Origin of the sequence: Methylosinus sp. PW1, assembly GCF_000745215.1 — a bacterium.
In the GTDB taxonomy this organism is placed as follows: Bacteria; Pseudomonadota; Alphaproteobacteria; order Rhizobiales; family Beijerinckiaceae; genus Methylosinus.
The window spans coordinates 1-24013 of the sequence record NZ_JQNK01000002.1 but is presented as its reverse complement, the minus strand read 5'-3'; the positions used below and the strand labels follow the sequence as shown (position 1 = coordinate 24013).

The 24013-nt window shown below is 62.7% G+C and carries 22 protein-coding genes, 1 tRNA gene, 2 rRNA genes and 2 pseudogenes; 12 read left to right on the top strand and 15 right to left on the bottom strand.

What is annotated here, in order from left to right; all coding sequences use genetic code 11:
* The first annotated feature begins 90 nt into the window (after positions 1-90).
* Both K369_RS00520 and K369_RS00515 read left to right on the top strand, forming a co-directional pair.
* Positions 91-789: a pirin family protein gene (locus K369_RS00520; RefSeq protein ID WP_036286341.1), complete on the top strand. Its 699-nt coding sequence runs from the start codon at positions 91-93 to the stop codon at positions 787-789.
* A gap of 59 nt (positions 790-848) precedes the next feature.
* A complete protein-coding gene (locus K369_RS00515; protein ID WP_156967619.1) occupies positions 849-1004 on the top strand; it encodes a hypothetical protein in 156 nt (51 codons plus the stop codon).
* A gap of 105 nt (positions 1005-1109) precedes the next feature.
* On the opposite strand, the gene K369_RS00510 is transcribed toward K369_RS00515, so the two are convergent.
* From K369_RS00510 to K369_RS00495, 4 genes are all read right to left on the bottom strand, one after another.
* The gene (locus tag K369_RS00510; protein WP_036286335.1) at positions 1110-2060 is read right to left on the bottom strand and encodes an AAA family ATPase; all 951 of its coding nucleotides are present in this window, start codon (positions 2058-2060) and stop codon (positions 1110-1112) included.
* Positions 2057-2911 carry an ExeA family protein gene (locus K369_RS00505; protein WP_051948640.1) on the bottom strand — a complete coding sequence of 285 codons (855 nt, stop codon included), beginning with the start codon at positions 2909-2911 and terminating at the stop codon, positions 2057-2059. The genes K369_RS00510 and K369_RS00505 overlap by 4 nt, the downstream gene beginning before the upstream one ends.
* Complete coding sequence (locus K369_RS00500) at positions 2908-4356, bottom strand: DDE-type integrase/transposase/recombinase (RefSeq protein WP_036286332.1); 1449 nt, start codon at positions 4354-4356, stop codon at positions 2908-2910. The genes K369_RS00505 and K369_RS00500 overlap by 4 nt, the downstream gene beginning before the upstream one ends.
* 87 nt (positions 4357-4443) lie before the next feature.
* Entirely contained in the window at positions 4444-5016 is a 573-nt protein-coding gene (locus K369_RS00495; protein WP_036286329.1) for a hypothetical protein, read from the bottom strand.
* Between the two features lie 36 nt (positions 5017-5052).
* Here K369_RS00495 and K369_RS26905 point away from each other — a divergent pair, with 36 nt between their 5' ends.
* The 3 genes from K369_RS26905 to K369_RS00480 all read left to right on the top strand — a co-directional run bounded on the left by K369_RS26905 (position 5053) and on the right by K369_RS00480 (position 7769).
* Complete coding sequence (locus tag K369_RS26905; protein WP_036286326.1) at positions 5053-5544, top strand: SEC-C metal-binding domain-containing protein; 492 nt, start codon at positions 5053-5055, stop codon at positions 5542-5544.
* A 41-nt stretch (positions 5545-5585) separates the two neighbouring features.
* Positions 5586-5996: a DoxX family protein gene (locus K369_RS00485; RefSeq protein ID WP_051948859.1), complete on the top strand. Its 411-nt coding sequence runs from the start codon at positions 5586-5588 to the stop codon at positions 5994-5996.
* 129 nt (positions 5997-6125) lie between these two features.
* Positions 6126-7769: an MFS transporter gene (locus tag K369_RS00480; RefSeq protein ID WP_051948638.1), complete on the top strand. Its 1644-nt coding sequence runs from the start codon at positions 6126-6128 to the stop codon at positions 7767-7769.
* A gap of 6 nt (positions 7770-7775) precedes the next feature.
* On the opposite strand, the gene K369_RS00475 is transcribed toward K369_RS00480, so the two are convergent.
* The 3 genes from K369_RS00475 to K369_RS00465 all read right to left on the bottom strand — a co-directional run bounded on the left by K369_RS00475 (position 7776) and on the right by K369_RS00465 (position 11743).
* Entirely contained in the window at positions 7776-9185 is a 1410-nt protein-coding gene (locus tag K369_RS00475) for an alginate export family protein (RefSeq protein WP_036286323.1), read from the bottom strand.
* Positions 9186-9274: 89 nt separating this feature from the next.
* Complete coding sequence (locus K369_RS00470; RefSeq protein WP_036287373.1) at positions 9275-10717, bottom strand: catalase; 1443 nt, start codon at positions 10715-10717, stop codon at positions 9275-9277.
* A gap of 111 nt (positions 10718-10828) precedes the next feature.
* Positions 10829-11743 (bottom strand): helix-turn-helix transcriptional regulator, encoded by a 915-nt coding sequence (locus tag K369_RS00465; protein ID WP_051948636.1) that lies wholly within the window; start codon positions 11741-11743, stop codon positions 10829-10831.
* A 153-nt stretch (positions 11744-11896) separates the two neighbouring features.
* On the opposite strand from K369_RS00465, the pseudogene K369_RS28075 reads away from it, so the two are divergent.
* Positions 11897-12232 (top strand): annotated as a pseudogene (locus K369_RS28075) (transcriptional regulator); the annotation flags it as partial.
* Between the two features lie 276 nt (positions 12233-12508).
* Here K369_RS28075 and K369_RS27440 read toward each other — a convergent pair.
* Positions 12509-13183, bottom strand: coding sequence for a hypothetical protein (locus tag K369_RS27440; protein ID WP_245278038.1), 675 nt, complete (start codon positions 13181-13183; stop codon positions 12509-12511).
* Positions 13184-13500: 317 nt separating this feature from the next.
* Between K369_RS27440 and K369_RS00455 the strand changes: the two genes are divergently transcribed.
* Complete coding sequence (locus K369_RS00455) at positions 13501-14139, top strand: TetR/AcrR family transcriptional regulator (RefSeq protein ID WP_036286318.1); 639 nt, start codon at positions 13501-13503, stop codon at positions 14137-14139.
* Between the two features lie 139 nt (positions 14140-14278).
* Here K369_RS00455 and K369_RS00450 read toward each other — a convergent pair whose 3' ends face one another.
* Entirely contained in the window at positions 14279-14917 is a 639-nt protein-coding gene (locus K369_RS00450; RefSeq protein ID WP_051948631.1) for a TetR/AcrR family transcriptional regulator, read from the bottom strand.
* A gap of 110 nt (positions 14918-15027) precedes the next feature.
* Between K369_RS00450 and K369_RS00445 the strand changes: the two genes are divergently transcribed.
* From K369_RS00445 to ada, 5 genes are all read left to right on the top strand, one after another.
* Positions 15028-16083: a sugar phosphate isomerase/epimerase gene (locus K369_RS00445; RefSeq protein ID WP_036286315.1), complete on the top strand. Its 1056-nt coding sequence runs from the start codon at positions 15028-15030 to the stop codon at positions 16081-16083.
* Positions 16084-16104: 21 nt separating this feature from the next.
* Positions 16105-16989, top strand: a complete 885-nt coding sequence (locus K369_RS00440; RefSeq protein WP_036286312.1) for an alpha/beta fold hydrolase — start codon at positions 16105-16107, stop codon at positions 16987-16989.
* On the top strand, positions 16989-17930 hold the full coding sequence (locus tag K369_RS00435) for an alpha/beta hydrolase (RefSeq protein WP_036286309.1): 942 nt from the start codon (positions 16989-16991) through the stop codon (positions 17928-17930). The genes K369_RS00440 and K369_RS00435 overlap by 1 nt, the downstream gene beginning before the upstream one ends.
* Before the next feature lie 112 nt (positions 17931-18042).
* Positions 18043-18501: a DUF3617 family protein gene (locus K369_RS00430; protein ID WP_245278036.1), complete on the top strand. Its 459-nt coding sequence runs from the start codon at positions 18043-18045 to the stop codon at positions 18499-18501.
* Between the two features lie 152 nt (positions 18502-18653).
* Positions 18654-19724 carry a bifunctional DNA-binding transcriptional regulator/O6-methylguanine-DNA methyltransferase Ada gene (ada, locus tag K369_RS00425; protein WP_084570367.1) on the top strand — a complete coding sequence of 357 codons (1071 nt, stop codon included), beginning with the start codon at positions 18654-18656 and terminating at the stop codon, positions 19722-19724.
* Positions 19725-19734: 10 nt separating this feature from the next.
* On the opposite strand, the gene istB is transcribed toward ada, so the two are convergent.
* The 6 genes and pseudogenes from istB to K369_RS00395 form a co-directional block, all read right to left on the bottom strand.
* A complete protein-coding gene (gene istB / locus K369_RS00420; protein ID WP_024882319.1) occupies positions 19735-20463 on the bottom strand; it encodes an IS21-like element helper ATPase IstB in 729 nt (242 codons plus the stop codon).
* Positions 20396-21962, bottom strand: a pseudogene (gene istA, locus K369_RS00415) (IS21 family transposase). The gene istB and the pseudogene istA overlap by 68 nt, the downstream one beginning before the upstream one ends.
* Positions 21963-22022: 60 nt before the next feature.
* Positions 22023-22289, bottom strand: a complete 267-nt coding sequence (locus K369_RS26900; protein WP_036286306.1) for a hypothetical protein — start codon at positions 22287-22289, stop codon at positions 22023-22025.
* A gap of 253 nt (positions 22290-22542) precedes the next feature.
* Positions 22543-22619: transfer RNA gene (locus K369_RS00405), tRNA-Met, on the bottom strand.
* Between the two features lie 139 nt (positions 22620-22758).
* Positions 22759-22873, bottom strand: a 5S ribosomal RNA gene (rrf, locus tag K369_RS00400).
* Positions 22874-22957: 84 nt separating this feature from the next.
* Positions 22958-24013: ribosomal RNA gene (locus K369_RS00395) — 23S ribosomal RNA — on the bottom strand; the annotation flags it as partial.

Sequence of the window (24013 nt, the reverse complement as noted above, 5' to 3'; positions counted from 1 at the left end):
CGACCAAAATTATCCGACTGAACAGAAGGGCGCGCAACTCTTAAATCCGTCTCCATCGACAGCGACCGATGTCGCGACAGGAGATTTACGATGATCGAACTGAGACCTTTCGACAGCCTCGGCGGCGCCGATCACGGCTGGCTCGACGCCAAGCATCATTTCTCATTCGCCGACTATCACGACGCCAGACGGATGCATTGGGGCAATCTGCGCGTCTGGAACGACGACACGATCGCGCCGCACACGGGCTTTCCGACGCATCCGCATCGCGACATGGAGATCGTCACCTATGTCCGCGAGGGCGCGATCACGCATCAGGACAGCCTGGGCAACAAGGGCCGCACCGAGGCAGGCGACGTGCAGGTGATGAGCGCAGGCTCCGGCATCGCGCATTCCGAATATAATCTCGAGAATGGCCCGACCCGGATCTTTCAGATCTGGATCCTGCCGACGACGCGCGGCGGCGCCCCCTCCTGGGGCTCCCGTCCCTTCCCCAAGGGAGATCGTTCGGGCCGCTTCGTCACCCTCGCGTCCGGCTTCGACAATGACGGCGACGCGCTGCCGATCCGCACCGCCGCGCGCGTCGTCGGCGCGACGCTGCGGGCCGGCGAGACGGCGGAATACAGACTCGGCCGCGAGCGCAAAGCCTATCTCGTGCCGGCGAGCGGCGCTGTGCAGATCGACGATCTGCGCGTGAATGCCCGCGACGGCGCCGCGATCAGCGACGTCGACATCCTGCGCGTCACCGCGCTGGAGGACAGCGAGATCGTTCTCGTCGACGCAGCGTGACCATTGGCCGGCGCCGACGCGCCGGCCGCCTTCGCAAACATGACAAAAGGATCGAGACAATGACCAATGTTCGCAATGCGGATTACGCCGCTCTGCTGCTGCGCGTGAGCCTCGGCGCGCTGTTTCTCGCGCATGTGAGTGTGATCACGGTTTCTGATGTCGTGCTCATCAGGCTTTTTGATGGGCTTCCCACTTCCGCTTCCCGCACGCTGTAGGGGTGGTGGGAAGCGGAAGTGGGAAGTCAACGTCTGAGTGACTTGAGAGGGCATGCGGCCACAGCGGGGCTGATTTGGTTGCGGCCGTTTATCGCGGCGTATCACTCAGCCCGTGGCGAGGCGATAGCCGTCCGTCGATTTGACGATGCGGCCCGCGGCGGCCATGGCGGCCAGACGCTGATAGAGCGTGGTGGTGCGCACGCGGCACAAGGCGCGCAGATCGGCAAAGGGCTGCGGCGCGCCGGCTTCCGCGAGGGCCGCGACGATGCGCTCGTCGATCGAGCGTGCTTCTGCGCCCTGTGCGGGTTGTGGCCTGCCGTCCACGACCTCGAGGGCGAGCGCGTCGGCGCGCTCGGTGAGCTCGAGCCTGATGGCGGGCATGGCCGACGCGGCGCGGTGCTCGACGGTCAGGGTGAGCGCGTCGCCGTCTCGGCGGAGATAGAGGTTGGAGTCGCCCCAGGCATGGAACTCTGAGGAACCACGTAGGCCTTGGCCCGCACGCATGCTGCTCGCGTTCTTTCTCGCGTGGTGGACGAGGATCACGGCGAGGCCGTGACGGCGTTGGAGCTGACGCAGGAACGCCAGCAGCGGCGCCACTTCGCCGCTGATGTTTTCGTCGATGCGATGCAGGCGCACGAAGGGGTCGAGGATGAGCAGGCGCGGCTCCAGCCGCGCGATGGTTTCCTCGAGGCTGGCGCGATCGGCGTCGAGATCGAGGCGCAGCGACGGGGCGGTGATGACCTGGATGTCGAGATCAAAGATGGAGAGGCCGGCCGCAGCGCCGATGCCCTCGATCCGGCGCCGGACGATGTGCGCCGCGTCCTCGGCGGCGTATAGCAGGACGCGGCCGGGCTTGGGTACGCCAAATCGCCTCAGGCAGGGCGCGCCGCCGGCGACGGCGACGGCCAGATCTAGCGCGAGGAAGGATTTGCAGCATTTGGGCTCGCCGCCGATGATGCCGACCGCTTCTTGGGACCACAACCCCGTGACCAGCCAGTCCTTGTCTGGAGGGCGATCGGCGAGCTGATGGGCGGGCGTGACGGGAAGCGGCGTCATCGTCTACGCCGAGTTCCGGCCGCAGTCGAGAGCGGGGCGGGCGGAGGGGCCATGGCGCAAGTCTCGAAAAACAGCTTCTCGTCGATCTGTCGGGCGTCACGCTCGGCGGCCGTCGCGAGCAGCTCGCCCGCAAGCGTCATGAGCGCGCGCAGATTGCCCTGGGAGTGATCGCAGAGGGTCACGATCAGCTCCGGGGTCATCAGCGTCGTCGCGCCGGCCTGCTGCAAGGCGTGTCTGAGACAATCCTGCAGCTCCTGCGGCGTCGCCCGGTCGATAGCGAGGCGAACTCGGATGCGGCTGCCGAGCGGGAGAAGCTCGTCGGACCGCAGACGCTCCACGAGCCGTCCGTCTCCCGCCAGAACGACGGTCAACAGAATATGGGAATCGAGTTTTGCCGAGGACAGCAAGCGCAGCTCGCTCAGGACGAGCGGCAGCATCTCCTGGGCCTCGTCGACGATCAGGACGGGCCTATTGAGAGAGTCGTCGATATGAGCCTGCCAACGCTGTCGCAGGTTCTTGGCTCCGCCCCAGCGGTTGTTCGGGCGAAGCTCGACGCCGAAGAGATCGCCCATCTCGCGATAGAAGTCGCCGATGCCGGCCTGGGGACGGCTGATCACGCCGACCTTGACGTCGCGCTGCGTCGCCAGATGCTCGGCCAGGATGCGCAGGGCGGCGGACTTGCCGGCGCCGGGCGAGCCGGTGACGAGGGCGAAGCCGCCCTCCTCGGCGAGTTGCGCCACGCGCCAGCAGAAGGAGCGCAGGCGCGGCGTGGCGAACAACGCTTCGGTCGGCGCGCCCGGCGCGAAGGGGTTCCACTTGAGGCCGTAGAGCGCCAATAGTTTGGGGTTCAAGACTCTTCTCCTTCGTCCTTGGGCAGGTAGGCGGGCGGCAACCCCGTTGCAGCCCGCTGCTCCATGAGCTTGGCGAGCAGTGGCGCCATGCCACCGGCAGGCTTGATGGCGATGGGCTCCGCCGCGATCGGCTCCAGCGACCGGCGGCGCCCATCGGCGTTCTTGGTCTTGTCCTGCGGGAACAGCCGGCACAGCACCGCGCCGGTTTGCGCGTCGACGAGATGGACCCAGCCGAGGTCCCAGCTGGCGAAGCGGACCTCCAGGCGCGTGAGGTGGCGGTAGCGGTTCGGGGCCTCGAAGCGGCGGCCCTCGATCAGGAGGCTGCCGTCGCTCTTGCGCAGCGTCCGCTGCTCGGTCCTCGTGAAGGCCAGCTTGAGGCTCGCGCTGTCGGGGCTCGGCCGCGTCACCTCGGGGCCGGCGAGAAAACGCGTGACGGGCGCCTCGCCGATCTCCGAATGGATGTTGCGGTTGTACTCGTACTCGACCCAGGCCTGCGTCGCCTCGTTGAGCGTCGCCAAGCTGAGGTCCTGCACATCCTCCAACATGGCCATCAGCCGGCCTTCGACTGGACCCCAAAACGCCTCCTGCTTGGCGTTCTGATAGGGGCTATAGGGGAGCGTCGTCTGGTGCAGGACTGCGAGCCGGCCGAGGCCCTCGCGGATCTCCGCCGCAGTCATCGCCGCGCCATTGTCGCTCATCGCGGCGCGCGGCAGGCCGCGCTTCTGGATCGCCTGTGACAGACCATGCGCGACGTTCTCGGCCGTCTCCGCCAAATACCATTGCAGATGACAGGCGAGTCGCGAACGGTCGTCGAGAATGCCGAGCAACATTGGCGTGCGCCACTCGCCACGCGGCGTCAGCACCTTGCGCGAGCCGTGATGGAAATCCCAATGCCACAGGCCGTTGACATATTCGGCCTCGTAGCTGCGGACCTCGCGTTGCTCGAGGCGCGCCTCGGCCCGCAATGCGCCCGCCGTCAGCCGCGAGGTGAGCGGCCGGCGTTTGTCCAGACCATTGGCCCTGAGGAAGCGAAGGACGGTCGCATAAGACGGCACGGGTTGAAGCTCGGGCCGACTCGAAGCCAAGGCGACCAGATTGTCCCAGTGCAGCCTGACGCTCCAGCTCTTGTGCGCAGCGTATTGGGCGAGCAGCGCCTGGCGCAGCGGCACGCCGAGCGCTGTCTGCTGGCCGGCGTCCTGGCGACGTTTGCGGCGCAGGACGGCGATAGGGTCCTGACGCTCTCCGAGCGCCCGATAATACCAGCGCTCGATCGTGGAGGCGCCAAAGCGCACCGGCGCGCCGGTCGTTGGATGGCGCCATTCGCGCGCCGCAAGCTCAACGAGCGCCGAACGGAGCGCGCCCTTCTCGGGCGGCGCAGCGAGAAGCTGCCCGATCACCGAAAAGCGCAGCTGCGCCCATTGCTCGTGCACCCGCCCTTTCGCCATGCCGACGCTCCTTGGAGTGGACTGGCGGACGGTAACGGCGGGGCCGTCGACCCGCGACGGGCGTCTTCTGCGGGCCGACGAAAACCCTCATGCAGCGAGCATCGGCGCGGCCCCTCCGGTGATCGGCAAAAGCAATCGCAGCAGCGCGGTCAGTCGTTCGGCGGTGGCGCCGGAAAAGCGATCCAGGAGCGCCGTCGGCAGCTCCTCTCGGGCGACGGGCGGCATGAAGGCGGCCGCGGCCACCCTCCAGAACGGGCTTGCGGCGAAGACATCGCGCCACCATTGGCGCCAGCGCTGAATCGTGTTGCGGCTTGCGCCGACAAGGTTGGAGAGCTCGCGAACCGACGCCGCCGCGCCATTGCGTATCGCCGAAACCAGCACGACGACCGCGCTGAGAAACACCTTGCGCCCGAGAAACCGGAACGACGAGGGCGTCGCGCGCTTGCGGCAGTCCTGCACAGCGCAGCAGAAGCTGAAGCGCAAATTGTGGTCTGCGCCGAGCCCGGCGGGACCGCCTCTGGGCTTGCGCAGGAAATTGCCTGAATGAAGCGCGCCGCCGCAGCGCGCGCATCTCACCTCGCGCGCCCTCGCCGCAAGATCGCGGTCGAAGGCGAGGAGAAGCTCGTGGAATCTGGCGTCCGCCAGCAGGGACCGATACAAGGGATGCCTCGTTCTTGTTCGAGAGTGAAAGCCGCGATGGCCAAGATCGGACGCAATGACGCCTGCCCCTGCGGCAGCGGCAAGAAGTACAAGCACTGCTGCCTCGCCAAGGATGAAGACGCCGAGCGCGCCGCCCACGCGGCACGCGACGCGGCCGACCGCGCGGCCCGTGTCGCGGCCGCCGAATTATGGAGCTTCGACAGCGACGAGGATATGGACGATGAGCTGACCGTGGCGTCGAACGCCGTTGTCGATCTCGTGCACGCGGGCGCGCTCGATGAGGCCGAGCGCGCCGCCCGCGAACTCCTCCAGCGCTTTCCTGACATGCATGACGGTTATGATCGCCTGGGCATGGTCTATCAGGCCAGAGGCGAGGATCGGCAAGCGGCCGACTGCTACCGGAAGGTCATCGACATCATCCGCTCGCACAAAGAACAATACGACGCCGAGTTCGAAACCGTCTTCCACAAGCTCATAGAGCAGCTCGACCCGCCAATCGCGCCTCCACACGAGAGTCAGTCTTCCTGAAATCACGATGAGTGAAGGGCTCGACTCGCAGCCCATCACGTATCCTGCTCAAAAAACCGGGTTCATGCCCTCATTTTGTCCGCGCACGCTCACATGGGCTGCTCAAAGTTTTCGTATTCACCCTGCCTGGAACAGTGAAATTCTTCGAGCAGCTCGGCTATCCGTCGCTGCTCGCCTATGTGGTCGTGGCCGCGGAAATCGGCGGCGGCCTCGCATTGATCTTCGGCGCGCTCACACGCATCGTGTCCGTCGCGCTCATTCCCGTGATGATCGGCGCGCTGCTCGTGCATCTTCCCAACGGCTGGCTGTTCTCGAATGCGAATGGCGGATGGGAGTTTCCGGCGCTGTGGACGGCGCTCCTGATCGTGCAGGCCCTGCTCGGCCCCGGCGCCTTCGCCGTCGGGCTCCCTCATGCAGAAGAACAGGCGCTCGGGACCTCAGCGCGAGGCTGAAGCAAGCAATCAGCGTCCCACGACAGTGATTGCGCAGGGTGAATAGAGCGCTCATCGAAGTTCTATTCACCCTGCGCGCACACGGACCTCCGCCAAACCGCTCTGAACGACCCTGCCGGGAAACGACCGATGATCGATCTCAAATCTCATGAGCCGAACGATCTATCCGCCAGCCAATCCTTTTGGTCCGCGTTCCGCCATCGTACTTTCGCAATCATATGGACCGCGACGGTCGTCTCGAACATCGGAACCTGGATGTACAACGCCGCATCCGGCTGGCTGATGACCGGCCTGGACGCTAGCCCGATGACAGTATCGCTGATCCAGGTCGCGTCGAGCCTGCCCATGTTTCTCTTCGCGCTGCCGGCTGGCGCGCTCGCCGACATCGTCGACAGACGCCGTTTCCTCATCTACGCGGAAATTTCTGTCACGATCGTCGCCGCAGCGAGCGCCGTGCTCGTCAGGCTCGATATCATCACTCCTTTCCTCTTGCTGCTCTGCACCTTCCTCCTGAGCATCGGAGCAGCCCTCACCGCACCCGCCTGGCAATCGATCGTTCCGCAGTTGGTCCCTCGCCGCGATCTCCCCGCAGCGGTCGCGGGCAATGGCGTCGGCATCAACATCAGCCGCGCCGTCGGTCCAGCCCTCGCTGGCGTCGTCATCGGAGTATTCGGAAACGCGGCTCCATTCTGGCTCAACGCCGCGAGCAATTTCGCCGTAATCGGCGCGCTGCTCTGGTGGCGTCCGCCGGCGAAAACGGAGCATGCTCTGCCGGCCGAGCGGCTGATGAGCGCATTGATCATCGGATTTCGCCATGCCCGCTATAATCGGCCATTGCGGGCCGCTCTGATGAGAGCGGCTTTCTTCTTCTTTTTCGCGAGCGCCTATTGGGCTCTCCTTCCACTGATCGCCAGCAGCCAGATCGACAGCGGCCCTGCCGTCTATGGACTTCTTCTCGGCGCCATCGGCCTCGGCGCCGTCGTCGGCGCCTTCGCGCTGCCGCGCCTGAGGCGCGTGCTCGACGCGGACCGGCTCGTCATTCTGGGCTCCTGCGGCACAGCGGCCACGTTGGTGACGCTCGGGCTCGCGCGCTCGCCGACGCCTGCCTTAGCCGCATGCGTTCTCGCCGGCTTCTCCTGGATCCCCGTGATCGCGACGCTCAATGTTTCGGCGCAGATTTCGTTGCCGGACTGGGTGCGGGGACGGGGACTCGCCATGTTCGTGACCGCTTTCTTCGGCGCGATGACCCTCGGCAGCGCCGTCTGGGGGCAAATGGCCACGATGCTCGATCTTTCGACGACGAATTACGTCGCAGCGGCAGGACTTCTGTTCGGCATTCTGCCGAGCCGCCGATGGAAGCTCTCGGCAGGCGCCGGCCCCGATCTCACTCCGTCCATGCATTGGCCGAACCCGGTGATCTCGATCGATGCGGAGGCGGATCGCGGCCCCGTCATGATCAGCGTCGAATATTCCGTCGACTCCGGGCATCGCGACGCGTTTCTACGAGCTGTCCGCCAGCTCGGCGAAGGACGACGCCGCGACGGAGCCTATGCCTGGGATATTTTCGAAGACGTCGCCCAAGAGGGACGCTTCGTCGAAATCTTCTACGTCGCTTCTTGGCTCGAGCATTTGCGGCAGCATCGTCGCGTGACCAACGCCGATCGCATCCTTCAGGAAATGGTTCGCCAATTCGGGGCCAACCAGGAGCCTAAAGTCACCCATCTCATCGCCGCATCCTCGAGCGCCTCCGGCGCCGAGCGCGTCGCCTCATAGGTTCGTTCACCACAGAAATTTGACTTCCGCGCCGAGATAATCGGCGTCATGTCCGCCGGCGCGACGAATTGTGTCACCGGCCGCGAAATGCACGCATTCGAGCGCGGCGGAAAGATTGGCCGTTACAGACCAATCCACGCGCAATTGCTCATAGGCGCCTGTCCAACGGCCGGGCGATCCTGCGGTGCCGGCGACGGCGATATTCGGAAACACATAGATCGCATCCGCTGTGGTTTCGCGCCATTGCAGGCCGACGCCCGCGAGCACAGTTACCTTGTCGCTCGCCGCGAGAGTGAGGGACGGTTTGAGGTGAATGAGATTCGCATAGCCCGTGAATCCCGCCAGCGTGAAGTAATAGCCATTGGGAAACAGCGGATCGAAGGTCTCGATCCGTCCATCTCCCCTGCGCCGGTCCCCTGAGGCTCCGTCCGCTTGAATTCCGATGCGCGGCCTCAGCGGCAGCATCGAGAAGCGATAGCCTGCGCGCGCCCCGACAGCCCATGCGCGAATGCTCTTGGCGCCGACGTTTCCCGACTGCGCCATTCCCTCGACATCCCAATCAAATCCGTCTTTCTCTCCGGCGAAGCGAATATCGAAAATATGTCGCCGCTCGTTTCCCGAAGCATCCAGATAGGAAGCATTCCTATTGCCGAAAAAGGAATAATAAGCGGAGAGCTCGTTCTGGCCGAAGACATGCCGCTCCATGCGCAGCGTATGGAATTGAATATCTCTCGTCGATCTATCGTCGAAAGCCTGTTCCCGGTAATATTGAACCGGGCGGCTTACGAAGCCGAGAATGCGCCAAGGCTCCGCCTCGAAATCGAGCCACGCCGCGTCGAAGGCTTGCCTGACGTTCGGACCGTCTCGATTCGAGACGAAGCGCTGGAGATCGAAAGCGAACTCCTGGCGACCGATGCGCGCCTTCAGCACGCCATCGGGGAACGCATGGCCATATTCCAAAAAGGCCAAACGAAGATCGGGGGGATTCTGATCGGCCTTTCCCAGATTTTTTTTGTCGAAAGCGCGCGCATCCTCGATCTGCGCAAAGATTCGCGAATCCTCACTCAAATGCAAATCGGCGTGCAGCTGAATGCGCTGAAGCAGATAGCTGTCGTTCCGATTGGTCTTGCCGACGCCGAAGGACGGCGCATTGGCAAGCTCGAAGCGCTCACGCAGAGTCGCGCCGAAGGAGAGATAGAAATTCGGTTCGCTCGGCGACAGCGGGATGAGTTTGAGCTCGTCTCCGGGCTCTGTGCGGAGGCCGGGATCGGCGAGCGCGGACCAATTCTCCTGCCAACGATTGGACATGAGTCGCGGTCGGCTCGGCGCGACGCTCGCGGCTTCATCCGCATGCGCGCCGCAAGCCGAGACGATCACGATCAACGCCAATGCGTTTCTGCCGCCTCGCCACGACATGATGCTCACCCTCTACGCCGAACGCTCCCTGCGCGATCTCGAGCCATCGTCCAAGACGGCCGGAGAATGCTCTCGCGTCCGAGTTTCGCTCAGTCGCGCTTCAACGCCGCGCGCACTCCCGAACCATAGCCCGGATCGACGGCGTCGAAATGCGCCAATTGGCGCTCGACGATCTCCGCTGGAACGCCAGCCATCGCAGCCGCGATATTCGAAAAGAGCCGCGCTTTCTCGCCCTCGTCGAATAATGCGAAGAGCGCGCGTGGCTGGCTGTAGTAATCATCGTCACTGCGCTGGTCCCAATGTGCGGCGTCCCCCTCGATCGGCATCGGCGGCTCGCGAAACTCCGGGCTCTCGGCCGGGCCGCCGAAACTGTTCGGCTCATAATAGGCGTCGACCACTCCGGTCTGCTGACCGACGAAGTTCATCGCACCGTCCTTATGGTAGACTCTCACAGGCGATCGAGGGCGATTCACCGGCAACGACTCGTAATGCGTCCCGAGCCGATATCTATGCGCATCGGCGTAGCTGAAAATTCGCGCCTGGAGCATTTTGTCGGGGCTCGCGCCTATGCCCGGCACGAAATTGGATGGGCTGAACGCCGCCTGTTCGATCTCGGCGAAATAATTATCGGCGTTGCGATTCAGCTCCATCTCGCCGACTTCGATCAGAGGGAAGTCGGCGTGCGGCCAGACTTTCGTCACATCGAAGGGGTTGAAAGCGCAGGCGCGCGCTTGCGCTTCGCTCATGATCTGGATGAACAGAGTCCAGCGTGGGAACGCCCCTGCCTCGATCGCGCCGAACAGAGCCTCCTGATAGGTCTCGCGGCTCTGACCGACGATGTGGGACGCCTCCTCATTGGTGAAATGCTTGTGTCCTTGCCGGGTCTTGAAATGGAACTTCACCCAGCAGCATTCGTCGGCGGCGTTCCAAAGTCGGTAGGTGTGGCTGCCATACCCATTCATATGCATAGGCGTCTGCGGCAAGCCGCGGTCCGACATCAATATCGTGACCTGATGCAGGCTTTCCGGCGTCAGGCTCCAAAAGTCCCACATCGCCGTCGCGGAACGGAGATTGGTCCGCGGGTGCCGCTTCTGCGTTCGGATGAAATCGGGAAATTTGAGCGGATCTCGCACAAAAAACACCGGCGTGTTATTGCCGACCAAATCCCAGTTTCCCTCATCCGTGTAGAACTTCAAGGCAAATCCGCGAACGTCGCGCTCGGCGTCGGCGGCCCCGAGCTCGCCGGCGACCGTCGAAAAGCGTGCGATCAGCGGCGTGGTCTTGCCGACGCCGGAGAACAGCGAAGCGCATGTATAGCCGCTGATGTCATGCGTTACCGTGAATTGGCCATGCGCGCCCCAGCCTTTGGCGTGAACGACGCGCTCTGGAATGCGTTCGCGATTTTGATGCGCCAGCTTTTCGAGCAGACGCCAATCCTGCAACAGCAACGGCCCGCGCGGCCCGGCCGAGAGGCTATTCTGATTGTCGGCGACAGGCGCGCCGGCCGTGGTCGTCAATCTGGACCAAGTCATCATCGATCCTCACGATTCTTTCATGACGATCGAATACGCCGGCTGCTGCGAAACGTCTTGCATGTTCGTATGCGCTATTTCACAATCGTCCCGTGACGGCTGCGCGTCCTGCTATCGCACGCGCTGCCGCCAAACCTTCGGCGTCACTCCGACATCCCGGCTGAAAATTCGCGTGAAATGACTTTGGTCGGAAAAGCCGCAGTGAAGCGCGATTTCCGACAAGGGGAGGTTCGTCGTGCGCAACAAGCGCTGCGCATTATCGATCCGCTGTTTCAGCAGCCATTGATAGGGGCTGATACCCGTCGACTCGCGAAAAGCCCTGAAAAAGTGGCTGCGAGACATATTCAAGGCCTCAGCGATCACGGCGATCGACGTCCCATCCTCCTCGTCGGTGGAGACGAGCATCTCCTTCGCCTTCCGAACCATCACGGAACCCAGTCCGCGATCGAAGCCCGTCGCTTCGCTTCGCCGATCGCCATGACGCTTCAACAGATGCGCGCCGATCGTAGTCGCCATCTGCTCGACCAGGATCGGATCGAGGAGTTCCGGATCCTCGAGGAGTGGGAGAACGGCGTTTGCGAGGTGATATAAGGTTATGTCTCGCTTCGCGAGCTGGCGGGCCAGTCCGACGTCCGGTGAAACGCCTGCGACTTTCTCTGCATCCCGCCAAAACTCCGGCATCAATTCGATGAGAAAGAAATCAAAGCTTCCATCCATCTCGGCTTTGTAGTTCTCTTCGAAGTCTCGGAGATAGATGTCGCCATGATCGAATAGGCAATCATGCGCGGCCCGGCCTTCTCGAAGGCTGCGCCGGTGTCCGTCGGCCAGGGAAATCCCGATCAGAACGCCGCGATCCTGCGCCGGCGTGGCGACTTGTGCACGATGCCGCCCGCTGGCGGCCTTGCGGCGAAAAACCATATGGCCCGCGTCCAAAGCCTGATCCTTGCTCAGCTCGGTCAGCGAGCAGCCGAGAGAGTCCTTTATGGCGCCCGCTTTCGGGCTCGCGCCTTTTGCCGCTGCATCCATTTTCTTTTTCCTTCAGCATGTTGCGAAAAGGATTCTGCGCCGTATCCGCCTCGATAGGCCCGCGCGCTCGACGGACGGGAGACAATTCGCCCGTCCCGGACAGAGACAATTATGTGTATTTAATTCATGTTACAAATCTGATTTTGTTAGTTTATGTTAGCTGGGAAGATCGCGGCGGGGATCGTCGCAGATGAGCCCGTCTCGGGGGATGTTATGGAGGGCGTCTACACCTTTGGGGATTTCCGGCTGGAAACGCGCTCCCGTCGCCTATCCCGCGGCGATCAGACCGTGCCGATCGGAGATCGGGCGCTCGACATCCTGCTTCTCTTGATCCGGACACCGGGCGAGACGGTCAAGCGAGCCGACATCGTCGCGGAGGTCTGGGGAGCATCGCAGATTTCGGACGGAGCTTTGAGATTTCAGATCAATGAATTGAGAAGCGCGCTGAAATCGGATGGAGCTCGGCTGATCGGGACAGTCGCTCGAACCGGCTATTATTTCAGCGGAACGGCGAGCTTTCGTTCAGAGCCTCGGTTTATCGAAAGAGCGGTCGAGGGACCAACGCAGAGCGCGGAACGTCGAAAGCACTTCGAAACGGGCGCGATCGTCGGTCGGGACGACACGATACGCGAAACCATCGATTCTCTCGGGCCGAATGTCTGCCTCACCATCACTGGGCCGGGCGGCATCGGCAAGACCACCGTTGCAAGATGCGTCGCGCGTGCGCTCCTTGCGGAGGGGCGTCCTGATCCGATCTGGCTCGACCTATCGAATGCATCGGAAGACGAAGATATTTGGCCCGCGCTCGCGCGGGAGCTCGGCGTCGGCCCGGGCGCGCAAAACATCGCTCAGGCGGCGCTGTCCGCCCTGCCGAAGAACACGCCTCTGTTCGCTCTCGATTGCTGCAAGCATGTTCTCGACAGCGTCGGGCGTTTCATTAACGACATCCGAAGGATGGGTCTCGCGACGCCGATCCTCGCGACCTCGCGCGAGACTTTGCGTGTTCGTGACGAGCGGATCATTCGGCTCGCGCCGCTCGGCTTGCCCAGTGCGAACGAGCATCTCGATCTTGCGAGCGCCGGCGCCTATGGCGCTCTCGAACTGTTCATTCGACGCGCGCGAGACATGGCGGGCGAATATACGCTCGCCGAGACCGATGTGGATGCGATCCGAAATATCGTTCGGCGTCTCGACGGCATTCCTCTCGCCATCGAGCTCGCGGTCGCACATCTGTCCAGCTTCAGCCCGCAAGATCTCGATCGGCTCCTGCAAAAGGATTTCGATCTCGTCGGTCTTCTGCCGCGCGACACGCCGGATAGGCATCAGACGCTCCGTAACATGATCGACTGGAGCTATGATCGGTTGGACGCACGCGATAAGATTGTGCTCGACCAATTGTCGATTTTCGTCGGCGGCGCAGACCTCGACGCCTGCCTGCATGTTATCTCTGAAGAGGGCGTTTCCCAAAATGGATTGATCGAGTCGCTGGCGCGATTGGTCGAGAAATCGCTCGTGATTCGAGAATGCGCAAATGGGCGCGCGCTCTATCGGTTGTTCGTCTGGCCCAGGAGTCGGCGCCGCCTCCCGGACCTGCTGGAGGCGAAGGCCGCGGTCGACGCGCGTAAGCCTGTAAGCTCTGCGTGTCGTGGGTATAGATTGGCTGGAATCGGTCACGGGTTTCTCCATTTGCAATAAACTAGCGAGCGATATTAAAATAAGCCCTCGCATCCTCGCAAGAGCTTTTTATAATGGTCACTATGAAACCCATCGCAAAGCGGCCGCGCGGCCGGCCGCGAGCGCTCGACCGGGACGACGCGCTGGAGACGGCGCTCCGGCTGTTCTGGCGTCATGGCTATGAGGGGACTTCGATCGCTGACCTGACCGCAGCCATGGGGGTGACGCCGCCGAGTCTCTACACCGTCTTCGGCAGCAAGGAGCAACTCTACCGGGAGGCGCTCGACCGCTACGGCGCCACCTACGGCTCCTTCGCCCAGCGCGCCCTAGCCGAAGAGCCGAGCGCCCGGCGCGCGGTCGAACGCATTCTGCGTGGGGCGATCGAGGTCTACGCGGAGGGGCCGGCGCCGGCAGGCTGCATGTTGGCGAGCGGCGCGGTAGCGTGCGCGCCCGAGCACGCTTCGGTGGCGGCGGATGTTGCAAGGCGAAGGCTCGCGACGATCGCGGCGATCAAGGCGCGCTTCGATCGCGCCGCCAGCGCGGGCGAACTCGCGCCGTCGACCGATACGCAGGCCCTCGCCTCTTACTATGCCGCCGTCGTGCAGGGGCTGTCGATCCAGGCCCGCGATGGCGTCAGCCGGAAGATCCTCGACGCATTGGCCGACGTCGCTCTCTCGGCATGGCCGGGCTCGCGGGCGGATCAACCAGCGCAAAGTCCATGAGGGACCGGCAGCGCCCGACTATGGCAATTGATCGAAATCGAAGTCCCCGAACTGGCCGCATAGTCGTCCCAAAACCGGTTGCGAGGGTCGTCTCGAGCGGCGCAATGCCGGCGCCCTCACGTCGGCGAGAAGACGGTTCTCAGCGGCGGATCGAGTTTCGAACGGAGGCGCGGTCTCGGCGGCGGCGTTTCGTCGTCATGAGATCGAACGCCGCAAGAAACGCATCCACCATGGCGTTCAGCCGATCCGCGCCGACGCCGTCCCGCGCCTGCACCGACAGGCCATGAAGCATCGTGGCGCAACAGTCACCGAGCGCCGACTCGTCGACATCATCGGGAATCTCGCCGGACTGTTTCGCCTCCCGCAATCGATCGATGATCGATTGCGTTCTCGCTCTGCGATGTTCGGACAACCAGGCGCCCACGGCGGCGTTCTCTTGCGCGCAATTCGTCCCGGCCGATACGACCATGCAACCTCTGCGCCCCGGCGTATAGAGTTCGATCGCCGCCCGGAACATGTCCCCGAGGGCGGAATGAATGTCCTTGGCCCCGGATAGGGCGCGGTCGGCGAAGCCGCCTTCCTTTGCTTCGTAGAGTTCGATCGCCTCGCGGAACAACGCCTCCTTCGACCCGAAGGCCGCATAGATGCGCGCCGACGCGATCCCGAGAACTGCCACGAGGTCGGACATCGACACGCCCTCGTAACCGCGCGCCCAAAAGAGGTCGCGAGCCTTCTCGAGGGCGACGCTTCTGTCGAACTCTCTGGGTCTGCCGGCCATGTGATCGCGCCATTGTTGATCGCGGCATTCTTGATCGACCCACAAATAATCGGCTTGACATCCGTCTGCAAGGACGCATTCTTTGTCGGTCAACAAATAATGGTGGCGCGATGAAGACGATCAAGGGTCCGAGCATTCATCTGGCGCAGTTCAGCGATGCGCGAAAGCCTTTCGACACTCTCGCCGCCATCGCCGGCTGGGCGAGCGAGTTCGGCTTCGAGGCCCTGCAGATTCCAGCCTGGGATCCGCGCCTGTTCGACGTCGGCAAGGCTGCCGAGAGCCAGGCCTATTGCGACGAGATCTCGGGAATTCTGGCCGATCGCGGACTCGTCGTCAGCGAGCTGACGACGCATATCTTCGGACAGCTCGTCGCCGTGCATCCCGCCTATGACGCGATGTGCGACGCCTTCGCTCCCGAGCAGATTCGCGGAAACGCCGCCGCGCGAAGCGAATGGGCGCTGCGACAAATCGAACTCGCGGCCGTGGCCTCGCGCCGGCTCGGACTGACCGCGCTGGGAACATTCTCGGGCTCGTTCCTCTGGCCCTATTTCTTCCCCTTCCCGCAGCGCCCGGAAGGTTTGATCGACGCCGCTTTCGACGAGCTGGCTCGGCGATGGAAGCCCATTCTCGACGCCTGCGACGAGCAGGGAATCGACCTCTGCTTCGAGCTTCACCCCAGCGAGGATCTGCATGACGGCGTCAGTTTCGAGATGCTGCTCGCGCGTGTCGGCGGGCATCGCCGGTGCCGGATTCTCTACGATCCCAGCCATTTCGTCCTGCAGCAGCTCAAATATCTCGACTTCATCGACATCTACCACGACCGGATCGGCATGTTCCACGTCAAGGACGCCGAGTTCAATCCTACCGGACGCCAAGGCGTCTATGGCGGCTATCGGTCATGGCTCGAACGCGCGGGACGCTTCCGGTCGTTGGGCGATGGGCAGATCGAGTTTCGTTCGATCTTCTCGAAGCTCGCGCAATATGATTTCGACGGCTGGGCCACGCTCGAATGGGAATGCTGCCTGAAAGACAGCGAAGACGGCGCGCGCGAAGGCGCAGCCTTCATTCGAGACCACACGATCAGGGTCACGGAAAAAATCTTCGACGATTTCGCGGGCACGCCCCTGAGCGCGGCTCAGACGAACGCGATCCTCGGCATCTCCTGAGCCTGTTCGAGGACATTCATCATGACAAACGTGATCGAGCCGGACACTGCGTCCGATGGCTTTGCGCATCACTATGCGCGCATCGACGGGCAGAGAATTCACTGCTCCATTCTCGGCGACGGCGAGCCGGTTCTCTTGATCCCGGGCTGGCCGCAGACCTGGTACGCCTGGCGTCACACCATGACGGCGCTGGCCGGGAACGGCTTTCGGGCCATCGCCGTCGACCCGGTCGGCGCGGGATATTCCGCGCGGCCGGATCATGGCTATGACACGGGCTCCGCGGCGCGCGCCCTGCACCTGCTCATGATCCAGCTCGGCTATGACCGCTACCGCGTCGCCGGACATGATGTGGGAATGTGGGTCGGATATGCGCTGGCGAGCGATTACCCCGAGGCGGTGGAGAGGATCGCGCTGACCGAGGCTGTCATTCCGGGCCTCGCCCCTGCCCCGCCGATCTTCGTTCCGCCGTCGGACAATATTTTCCTCTGGCATTTCATGTTCAACCAGGTCCTGGACCTGCCGGAGTTCCTCACCTCCGGTCGCGAGAAGGAATATCTGAATTTCATGTTCGACAAATGGTCCCACCGACGGGATCGCGTCGCCGCGGACGTCTATGCCGCCGCCTATGGAACGCCGGGCGGCATGCGAGCGGGCTTCGCCTATTACCGCGCCATTCCCGAAACGATTCGTCAAAATCGCGAGCGCGCGAACAGAGCGCTGACCATGCCGGTCCTCGCGATCGGCTCCGAATATGCGACGGCGGATGCGCCGCTGGAGACGCTTCGCCCGCATGCGAGAAATCTGCGGGGCGACATCGTGCGCGACTGCGGTCATTTCATCATGGAAGAGCGCCCGGACGAATTCAATGCGCAGATCGTTCCGTTCTTCCTCGAGGAGCTCGCCTGATGGCCATCGACCCAGACATCGCCGCATTGCTGGCGCGCCTACCCGCGGTGCAAGCGGCCTCTCTCGACAGTCTTCGTTCCGAAGTCGATCGCGCGCTGATATCGATGCAAGGCGCGCTCGAAGCCGTCGATCGAATCGACGATCTCATTGTCGAAGGGGGCGACCCCTCTGTCGTCGTCCCAGTCCGGGCCTATCGGCCCGCAGGAGCGAAGAAAGACGAAAAGGCGCCGGCGATCGTCTTTGCTCATGCCGGCGGATGGCGGCTCTGTTCCCTCGACGCCTATGACAATCCATGCCGCGCCCTCGCCAATGCGACGGGCTGCGTCGTCTTTTCGGTCGGCTACCGGCTGGCTCCGGAGCATCCCTATCCTATTCCTCTCGAAGATTTCTATCGCGCTTTTTGCTGGATCGCGGACCGCGCGGAGCAATTGGAAATCGACCGACATCGCATCGCCGTCGCCGGCGACAGCGCCGGCGGAAATCTTGCCGCCGCCGCCGCGCTATTGGCGAGAGATCGCCATGGTCCGCCGATCGCGCATCAGCTTCTCATCTATCCGGCCGTGGACACCGATCTCGACACGCCTTCATACGAGGAATTCGCCGACGGATATTATCTGACACGCGATATGATGAGGCTTTGCTGGGAGGACTATCTCGGAGGCCGACTGTCGGCGCCCCCCGATTACGCGGCGCCGTTGCGGGCGGACCTGTCCGGCCTGCCCTCGGCGACGATCATTGTAAACGAATTTGATCCGCTGCGCAGCGAAGGCGAAGCCTATGCGCGCGAGCTCCGAGACAATGGCGTTCCCACCAGACTCGTTCTGCTCGAGGGAATGATCCATGCCTGCATGCACATGCTCGGCGTGGTGCCGGCGGCAGGGGCTCTTTTTGTCCAAGCCGGTCGGGCAATCCGCAAAAGATTCGGCCTCGATCCGCGTTGAGCGGCCGTTTCGATCAACGACGTCGGCGCAAGCACATTCGAAAGCAAGAAACGGATGGCGGAAGGCGCTCGAGCATGTTCGAAACGATCGATGCCTCACTGCGAGTCCGAACATGAAAACAATATCGGCGTTGACCGCCTTTGCGCTGGCCATACCCATGGGAGGATTGTCGGCGATGGAATCCTCGCTCTTGCAAGGCGGACGTTACGAAGTCGCCGTGGCTCTCGAGCTCCCGCATCTCGTCGACGCCGCCGCGCGAAAAACGGCGACGATCTGCATCGACCCCGATAATACGGCTTCGTACGGGCTCGAGGCTCTGAGCGACAGCAATCCGCTGGCGAAATGTTCGCCGAGAAATTCCCGCCTCGTCGACAAGACGCGGACCTTCGACATCGTCTGCGCGGGACCGGACGCGGCTCGCGCTCTGGCGACCTATCGATTTACGTCCGATCGCCAAGTCTTCGGAGGCCAAATCGCAATGACGATGGGCGGCAAGAACATGACCATGACCGAGACGCAGTTCGGCCGCCGGATCGGCGATTGCATCGCCTCTGACGTTCCTCGTCGATGAAGGTCATCGCGCGCTTCGAACGAGTCCGCGCATCGTGTCGCAATCTCGCGGCCGGCTCGAGCATCCCAATCTTTTGAAAGCAATGACCGGGATGCGGGAGGGTGAGGGAAAGACTAAATCATGCGCCGAAACCAATTCCAGGACTCTCGGAAATGACCTCGACGCTTCGAATGCCCCGACACGACAAAGACGCCGCGGCCGAGGACGCACGATGGAAAGCCGTCACGGCGCGAGATCGCAGCTATGACGGCGCATTCTTCTATTCTGTCGCGTCGACCGGCGTATATTGCCGGCCGTCCTGTCCCGCGCGTCTCGCTAAGCGCGCCAATGTGCGGTTCCACGACACGCCGGCCGAGGCCGAGGCCGCCGGCTATCGGCCCTGCAAGCGCTGCCGTCCGAACGAGGCTTCGCTCGAGGCGCGACAAGCCGACAGCATAGCACACGCCTGCCGCCTGATCGAAGCGGCCGAGGAGCCGCCGAAACTCGACGATTTGGCGCGCAGCGTCGGCCTCAGCGCCTATCACTTTCACCGGCTCTTCAAGGCCGTCGCCGGCCTCACTCCGAAGGCCTATGCGGTCGCCCATCGGAACAAGCGCATTCGTGAGACGCTCGGAACGAGCGCATCCGTGACTGAAGCCATCTATGATTGCGGCTTCAACTCCAGCGGCCGCTTCTACGCAGAGTCCGTCCGCGCGCTCGGCATGACGCCGAGCGCTTTCCGAAACGGCGGAGCGGACGCCGCGATCAAATTTGCGGTCGGCGAATGCTCCTTCGGCGCCATTCTGGTCGCCGCTAGCGACAAGGGCGTCTGCGCCATTTCGTTCGGCGACGACCCGGACGCACTCGCGCGCGACCTGCAAGACAGATTTCCGCGGGCGCGGCTGATCGGCGGCGACGTCGATTTCGAGCAGATGGTCGCGAAGGTCGTCGGCTTCGTGGAAGAACCGAGACTCGGGTTGGACCTGCCTCTCGATATTCGGGGAACGGCGTTCCAGCATCGCGTATGGGCGGCGCTGCGCGATATTCCGCCGGGCGCCACGATCAGCTACGCCGAGCTCGCCGCACGCATCGGCGCGCCGAGTGTCAATCGGCATCGAAAATTGACCCCCGATCGGCGTTCAAAATTGACCCCCTTTTGGCGTAGGGCGGAACGCGAGCGCTCGCCCCGGCGGAGCTGGCGGGGTTGCGCAGCCGGGGCGAGTGCGTTTCGGTTCGCGATGTGATCGGGAAGCGTCAGGCGCGGTTCTTGAAGCGCCAGCTTTCGTTGCCGGTCTCGACGATGTCGCAATGGTGGGTGAGGCGATCGAGCAGCGCGCTGGTCATTTTCGCGTCGCCGAACACGCTCGGCCATTCGCCGAATGCGAGATTGGTAGTGATGATGATAGAGGTGCGTTCGTAGAGCCGGCTGATCAGATGGAAGAGCAATTGTCCGCCAGATTGCGCGAAGGGCAAGTAGCCGAGCTCGTCGAGTATGATGAAGTCCATTCTCGTGAGATATTCCGCGAAGCGTCCCTGACGACCTCCTCGCGCTTCGGTCTCGAGCCTGGTGACGAGTTCGACGGTGTTGAAGAAGCGGCCGCGTTTTCCAGCGCGAATGCAATTTCTTGCAATCGCTATCGAAAGATGGCTCTTCCCCGTACCGGTTCCACCGACGAAAACACAATTACGTTGTTGGTCGAGGAAGCCGCCGTTCGAGAGATCGCGCACCAACCCTTCATTGATCGGCGTACCGTTGAACTGGAAGCCGTCGAAGTCCTTCGCCAGCGGCAATTTGGCGATCGTCATCTGATATTTGATGGAGCGCGCGTGCTTTTCGGCGATTTCCGCCTCGAGAAGATCGCCGACGATGCGTGGCGGCTCATGCTGCCTCTTTATGCCACTCGACATCACCTCGTCATAGGCGTTCCTCATGCCGAAGAGCTTGAGCTCTCCCATGAGATCGAAGAGCTTGGTGCGTTCCATCAGCCTGTTCTCCTCAATTGATCATAGCGGGCGCAGTCGGCGAGCGGCATGTGCAGCAGCATCAACGACTCGGGCGTCGGGATCGTCGGCGGGGGCGGCGGCTCGCGCCGGCGGGCGAGAATGTTGAGAATGACGTCGGCGGAATGGACGCCTTGGCCGAGCGCCTCCGCGCAGGCGGCTTCCACCGCGGTCAATCCGTCCTCGACGACGGCGGCCAGAACCTTGACCATCTGTCGATCGCCATCATTGCTGCCGGCGAGCTTGCGCCGCACGCGCTCGATCGCTCCCGGCAACACCCAGTCCTTGAACGGCGCGCCGTTCCGTAGCGCGCCGGGCTTGCGCGCGAGAACTGGCACATAATGCCAGGGATCGAAGATCGTCGCGCCGCGCCCGAAGGCCCGAGCATGTTCGGCGACCACCCGCCCTTTTTGGCGGAAGACGATGCGGTCGGCGTAGGCGTGGATCTCGACCGGGGCGCCGACGGCGCTCGCATTGACCGAGTATTTATTGTTGTCGAAGCGCACGAGGCAAGTCTTCGACACCGACGCGGTCAGCTCGTGGAATCCGTCGAACCGCCCGCGCAGCGGAACGAGCTTCGGGCGCTCTTCTTCGAATGCCTCCCAGACCGTCTTGTCCGCGATTTCCGGATGCGGATGAGCCTTGGCGTAGGTGACGCATTTATCGAGAAGCCAGGCGTTCATATCGTCGTAGGTCTTGAACCGCAGGCGCGGCGTGAAGAACCGCTCCCGCGCCAGGCCGACTTGATTTTCGACCTGGCCTTTCTCCCAGCCGGACGCTGGCGTGCAGGCGACCGGCTCGACGAGATGATGGCTGCACATTTGCGCGAAGCGACGATTGAACTTGCGCTCCTTGCCGACGAAGATCGTCTCCACCGCCGTCTTCATATTGTCGTAGATGCCGCGCGTGCAGGCGCCCCTGAAGAAGGTAAAGGCGCGATCATGCGCGTCGAAAACCATCTCCTGCGTCTCACGCGGATAGGCGCGAACGAAAGGCATGCGGCTGTGGCACAGACGCATGTGCGCCACCTTCACGGTCGTCGTCACGCCGTCGAGCACAACGATCTCGTGGCTCCAGTCGAACTGGTAGGCTTCGCCCGGCTCGAAGCTCAACGGCACATAGGCGGCCGCCGTCGCCGCGCCTTGCTCGCTGCGCCATTTGCGCGAGTAGCGACGCACAGCGTCATAGCCGCCCGCGTAGCCCAGGCCGCTCAGATCTTCGAAAATACGGATCAGGGTTAGCCGCTCGCGCGGCGCCTTCTTCTCGTTCTCCGCGAGAACCTCATCGAGCTTGTCCGACCAAGGCCCGAGCTTGGGAAACGGCTGATTGTCGCGCTCGTAAGCGAAGGACGTTGCCTCCGACCGCAGCGCCTTGCGGACCGTGTTCCGTGAAATGCCCAGATCGCGAGCGATCTCCTTGATCGTCTTGCCCTTGACGAAATGTTCGCGACGGATTCGTCCGATCGTCTCCACAATCAACATCCCCCACCACCCGCCGTTTCAACCAAAACGGGCGGACTGTCCGGACTTCACCAGAGGGGGTCAATTTTCAACGCCGATTCCCCTCGTATGGGGGTCAAACTTGCACGCCGAATAACAAATAGGCTTCGGAGCGAGCGAGGGGCCGATCTGGAGGCGCGCAAACGCGAATTGGAGCGCGTGGACCGCGAGCTCGACAAAGCGATCCAGGCGATCCTCGACGGCGTGCCCGGCGCCAAGTTGAAGGATCGGATCGGAGCGCTCGAAACCCGCAAGGCCGAGTTGATCGACCTGCTTGCGAACGCTGAGGAGCCGCCGCCGCTTCTGCATCCGAACATGGCCGAGATTTTCCGACGACGCATTTCCGCGCTCCACGAGAGCCTGCAGGGCGAGGAGGGGAAGGCCGAGGCGGCGGAACTGTTCCGCACGCTCGTCGATCAGGTGACGCTCGTGCCGGACGCAGACAAGCTGGCGATCATAATTCGTGGGGACTTGGCCGCGATGCTTCGATTTGCTGCGGGCAAGAAAAACCCCGCCCTGAGCGAGGGCGGGGTTTTGGGTGCCTTGCTATCGCAAGAATCGTTGGTTGCGGGGACAGGATTTGAACCTGTGACCTTCAGGTTATGAGCCTGACGAGCTACCGGGCTGCTCCACCCCGCGCCAAGGACGTCGGCCCTCTTATGGGAGAGGGCTGGAAGACGAGAAAGGGGAGTGGGGAAAGGCGAATAGAGATCGTCTACTCGCTTTTCGCCACTCCCCATTCGCACATCGTGGAAAAGGAAACTTTTGCCCTTTGCAGGCCTGGCGACGACCTACTCTCCCAGGTCTTGAGACATAGTACCATTGGCGCTGAAGCGTTTGACGGCCGAGTTCGGGATGGGATCGGGTCTGATCGCTCCGCCGAGGCCACCAGGCCGGCAAAGGGCAAGAATGAAGCAAACTGTGATTGGTCTTTCGATCGCGTCCATCTTTGGGGAGATGGGCATGGATTAATGAGAACGATCAAGCCGATCGAGCTATTAGTACCGGTAAGCTCCGCGCGTCGCCGCGCTTCCACACCCGGCCTATCGACGTGGTCGTCTTCCACGGCTCTCGAGGGAGAACTCGTTTCGAGGTGGGTTTCCCGCTTAGATGCATTCAGCGGTTATCCCGTCCATACATAGCTACCCTGCACTGCGGCTGGCGCCACAACAGGTCCACCAGAGGTATGTTCATCCCGGTCCTCTCGTACTAGGGACAAATCCTCTCAATTCTCCGACACCCACGGCAGATAGGGACCGAACTGTCTCACGACGTTCTGAACCCAGCTCACGTACCACTTTAATCGGCGAACAGCCGAACCCTTGGGACCTTCTCCAGCCCCAGGATGTGATGAGCCGACATCGAGGTGCCAAACAACCCCGTCGATATGGACTCTTGGGGGTTATCAGCCTGTTATCCCCGGCGTACCTTTTATCCGTTGAGCGATGGCCCTTCCACGAGGGACCACCGGATCACTATGACCGACTTTCGTCTCTGCTCGACTTGTCTGTCTCGCAGTCAGGCAGGCTTATGCCATTGCACTCGACGAGCGATTTCCGACCGCTCTGAGCCCACCATCGCGCGCCTCCGTTACTCTTTGGGAGGCGACCGCCCCAGTCAAACTGCCTACCATGCACTGTCCCGGCCCCGGATGACGGAGCGCGGTTAGACATCCATGACGATAAGGGTGGTATTTCAAGGGTGGCTCCACACGAGCTGGCGCCCATGCTTCAACGCCTACCACCTATCCTACACATGCCGACACGAATGCCAGTGCAAAGTTACAGTAAAGGTGCACGGGGTCTTTCCGTCTGACCGCAGGAACCCCGCATCTTCACGGGGAATTCAATTTCACTGAGCTGACGCTGGAGACAGCGGGGAAGTCATTACGCCATTCGTGCAGGTCGGAACTTACCCGACAAGGAATTTCGCTACCTTAGGACCGTTATATTTACGGCCGCCGTTTACCGGGGCTTCAATTCAGAGCTTGCACTCCTCCTCTTAACCTTCCGGCACCGGGCAGGCGTCAGACC

What these genes read in the sequence shown, in the direction of transcription:
- K369_RS00520 (WP_036286341.1), top strand. Translation starts at nt 91, where the DNA reads ATGATCGAACTGAGACCTTTCGACAGCCTCGGCGGCGCCGATCACGGC.
- K369_RS00515 (WP_156967619.1), top strand. Translation starts at nt 849, where the DNA reads ATGACCAATGTTCGCAATGCGGATTACGCCGCTCTGCTGCTGCGCGTG.
- K369_RS00510 (WP_036286335.1), bottom strand. Translation starts at nt 2,060, where the DNA reads ATGACGCCGCTTCCCGTCACGCCCGCCCATCAGCTCGCCGATCGCCCT.
- K369_RS00500 (WP_036286332.1), bottom strand. Translation starts at nt 4,356, where the DNA reads ATGGCGAAAGGGCGGGTGCACGAGCAATGGGCGCAGCTGCGCTTTTCG.
- K369_RS26905 (WP_036286326.1), top strand. Translation starts at nt 5,053, where the DNA reads ATGGCCAAGATCGGACGCAATGACGCCTGCCCCTGCGGCAGCGGCAAG.
- K369_RS00480 (WP_051948638.1), top strand. Translation starts at nt 6,126, where the DNA reads ATGATCGATCTCAAATCTCATGAGCCGAACGATCTATCCGCCAGCCAA.
- K369_RS00475 (WP_036286323.1), bottom strand. Translation starts at nt 9,185, where the DNA reads ATGTCGTGGCGAGGCGGCAGAAACGCATTGGCGTTGATCGTGATCGTC.
- K369_RS00470 (WP_036287373.1), bottom strand. Translation starts at nt 10,717, where the DNA reads ATGACTTGGTCCAGATTGACGACCACGGCCGGCGCGCCTGTCGCCGAC.
- K369_RS00465 (WP_051948636.1), bottom strand. Translation starts at nt 11,743, where the DNA reads ATGGATGCAGCGGCAAAAGGCGCGAGCCCGAAAGCGGGCGCCATAAAG.
- K369_RS27440 (WP_245278038.1), bottom strand. Translation starts at nt 13,183, where the DNA reads ATGCAGGCAGGCGTCGAGGTCTGCGCCGCCGACGAAAATCGACAATTG.
- K369_RS00455 (WP_036286318.1), top strand. Translation starts at nt 13,501, where the DNA reads ATGAAACCCATCGCAAAGCGGCCGCGCGGCCGGCCGCGAGCGCTCGAC.
- K369_RS00450 (WP_051948631.1), bottom strand. Translation starts at nt 14,917, where the DNA reads ATGGCCGGCAGACCCAGAGAGTTCGACAGAAGCGTCGCCCTCGAGAAG.
- K369_RS00445 (WP_036286315.1), top strand. Translation starts at nt 15,028, where the DNA reads ATGAAGACGATCAAGGGTCCGAGCATTCATCTGGCGCAGTTCAGCGAT.
- K369_RS00440 (WP_036286312.1), top strand. Translation starts at nt 16,105, where the DNA reads ATGACAAACGTGATCGAGCCGGACACTGCGTCCGATGGCTTTGCGCAT.
- K369_RS00435 (WP_036286309.1), top strand. Translation starts at nt 16,989, where the DNA reads ATGGCCATCGACCCAGACATCGCCGCATTGCTGGCGCGCCTACCCGCG.
- K369_RS00430 (WP_245278036.1), top strand. Translation starts at nt 18,043, where the DNA reads ATGAAAACAATATCGGCGTTGACCGCCTTTGCGCTGGCCATACCCATG.
- ada (WP_084570367.1), top strand. Translation starts at nt 18,654, where the DNA reads ATGACCTCGACGCTTCGAATGCCCCGACACGACAAAGACGCCGCGGCC.
- istB (WP_024882319.1), bottom strand. Translation starts at nt 20,463, where the DNA reads ATGGAACGCACCAAGCTCTTCGATCTCATGGGAGAGCTCAAGCTCTTC.
- K369_RS26900 (WP_036286306.1), bottom strand. Translation starts at nt 22,289, where the DNA reads ATGCAGAAGCGGCGGCGGCTCCTCAGCGTTCGCAAGCAGGTCGATCAA.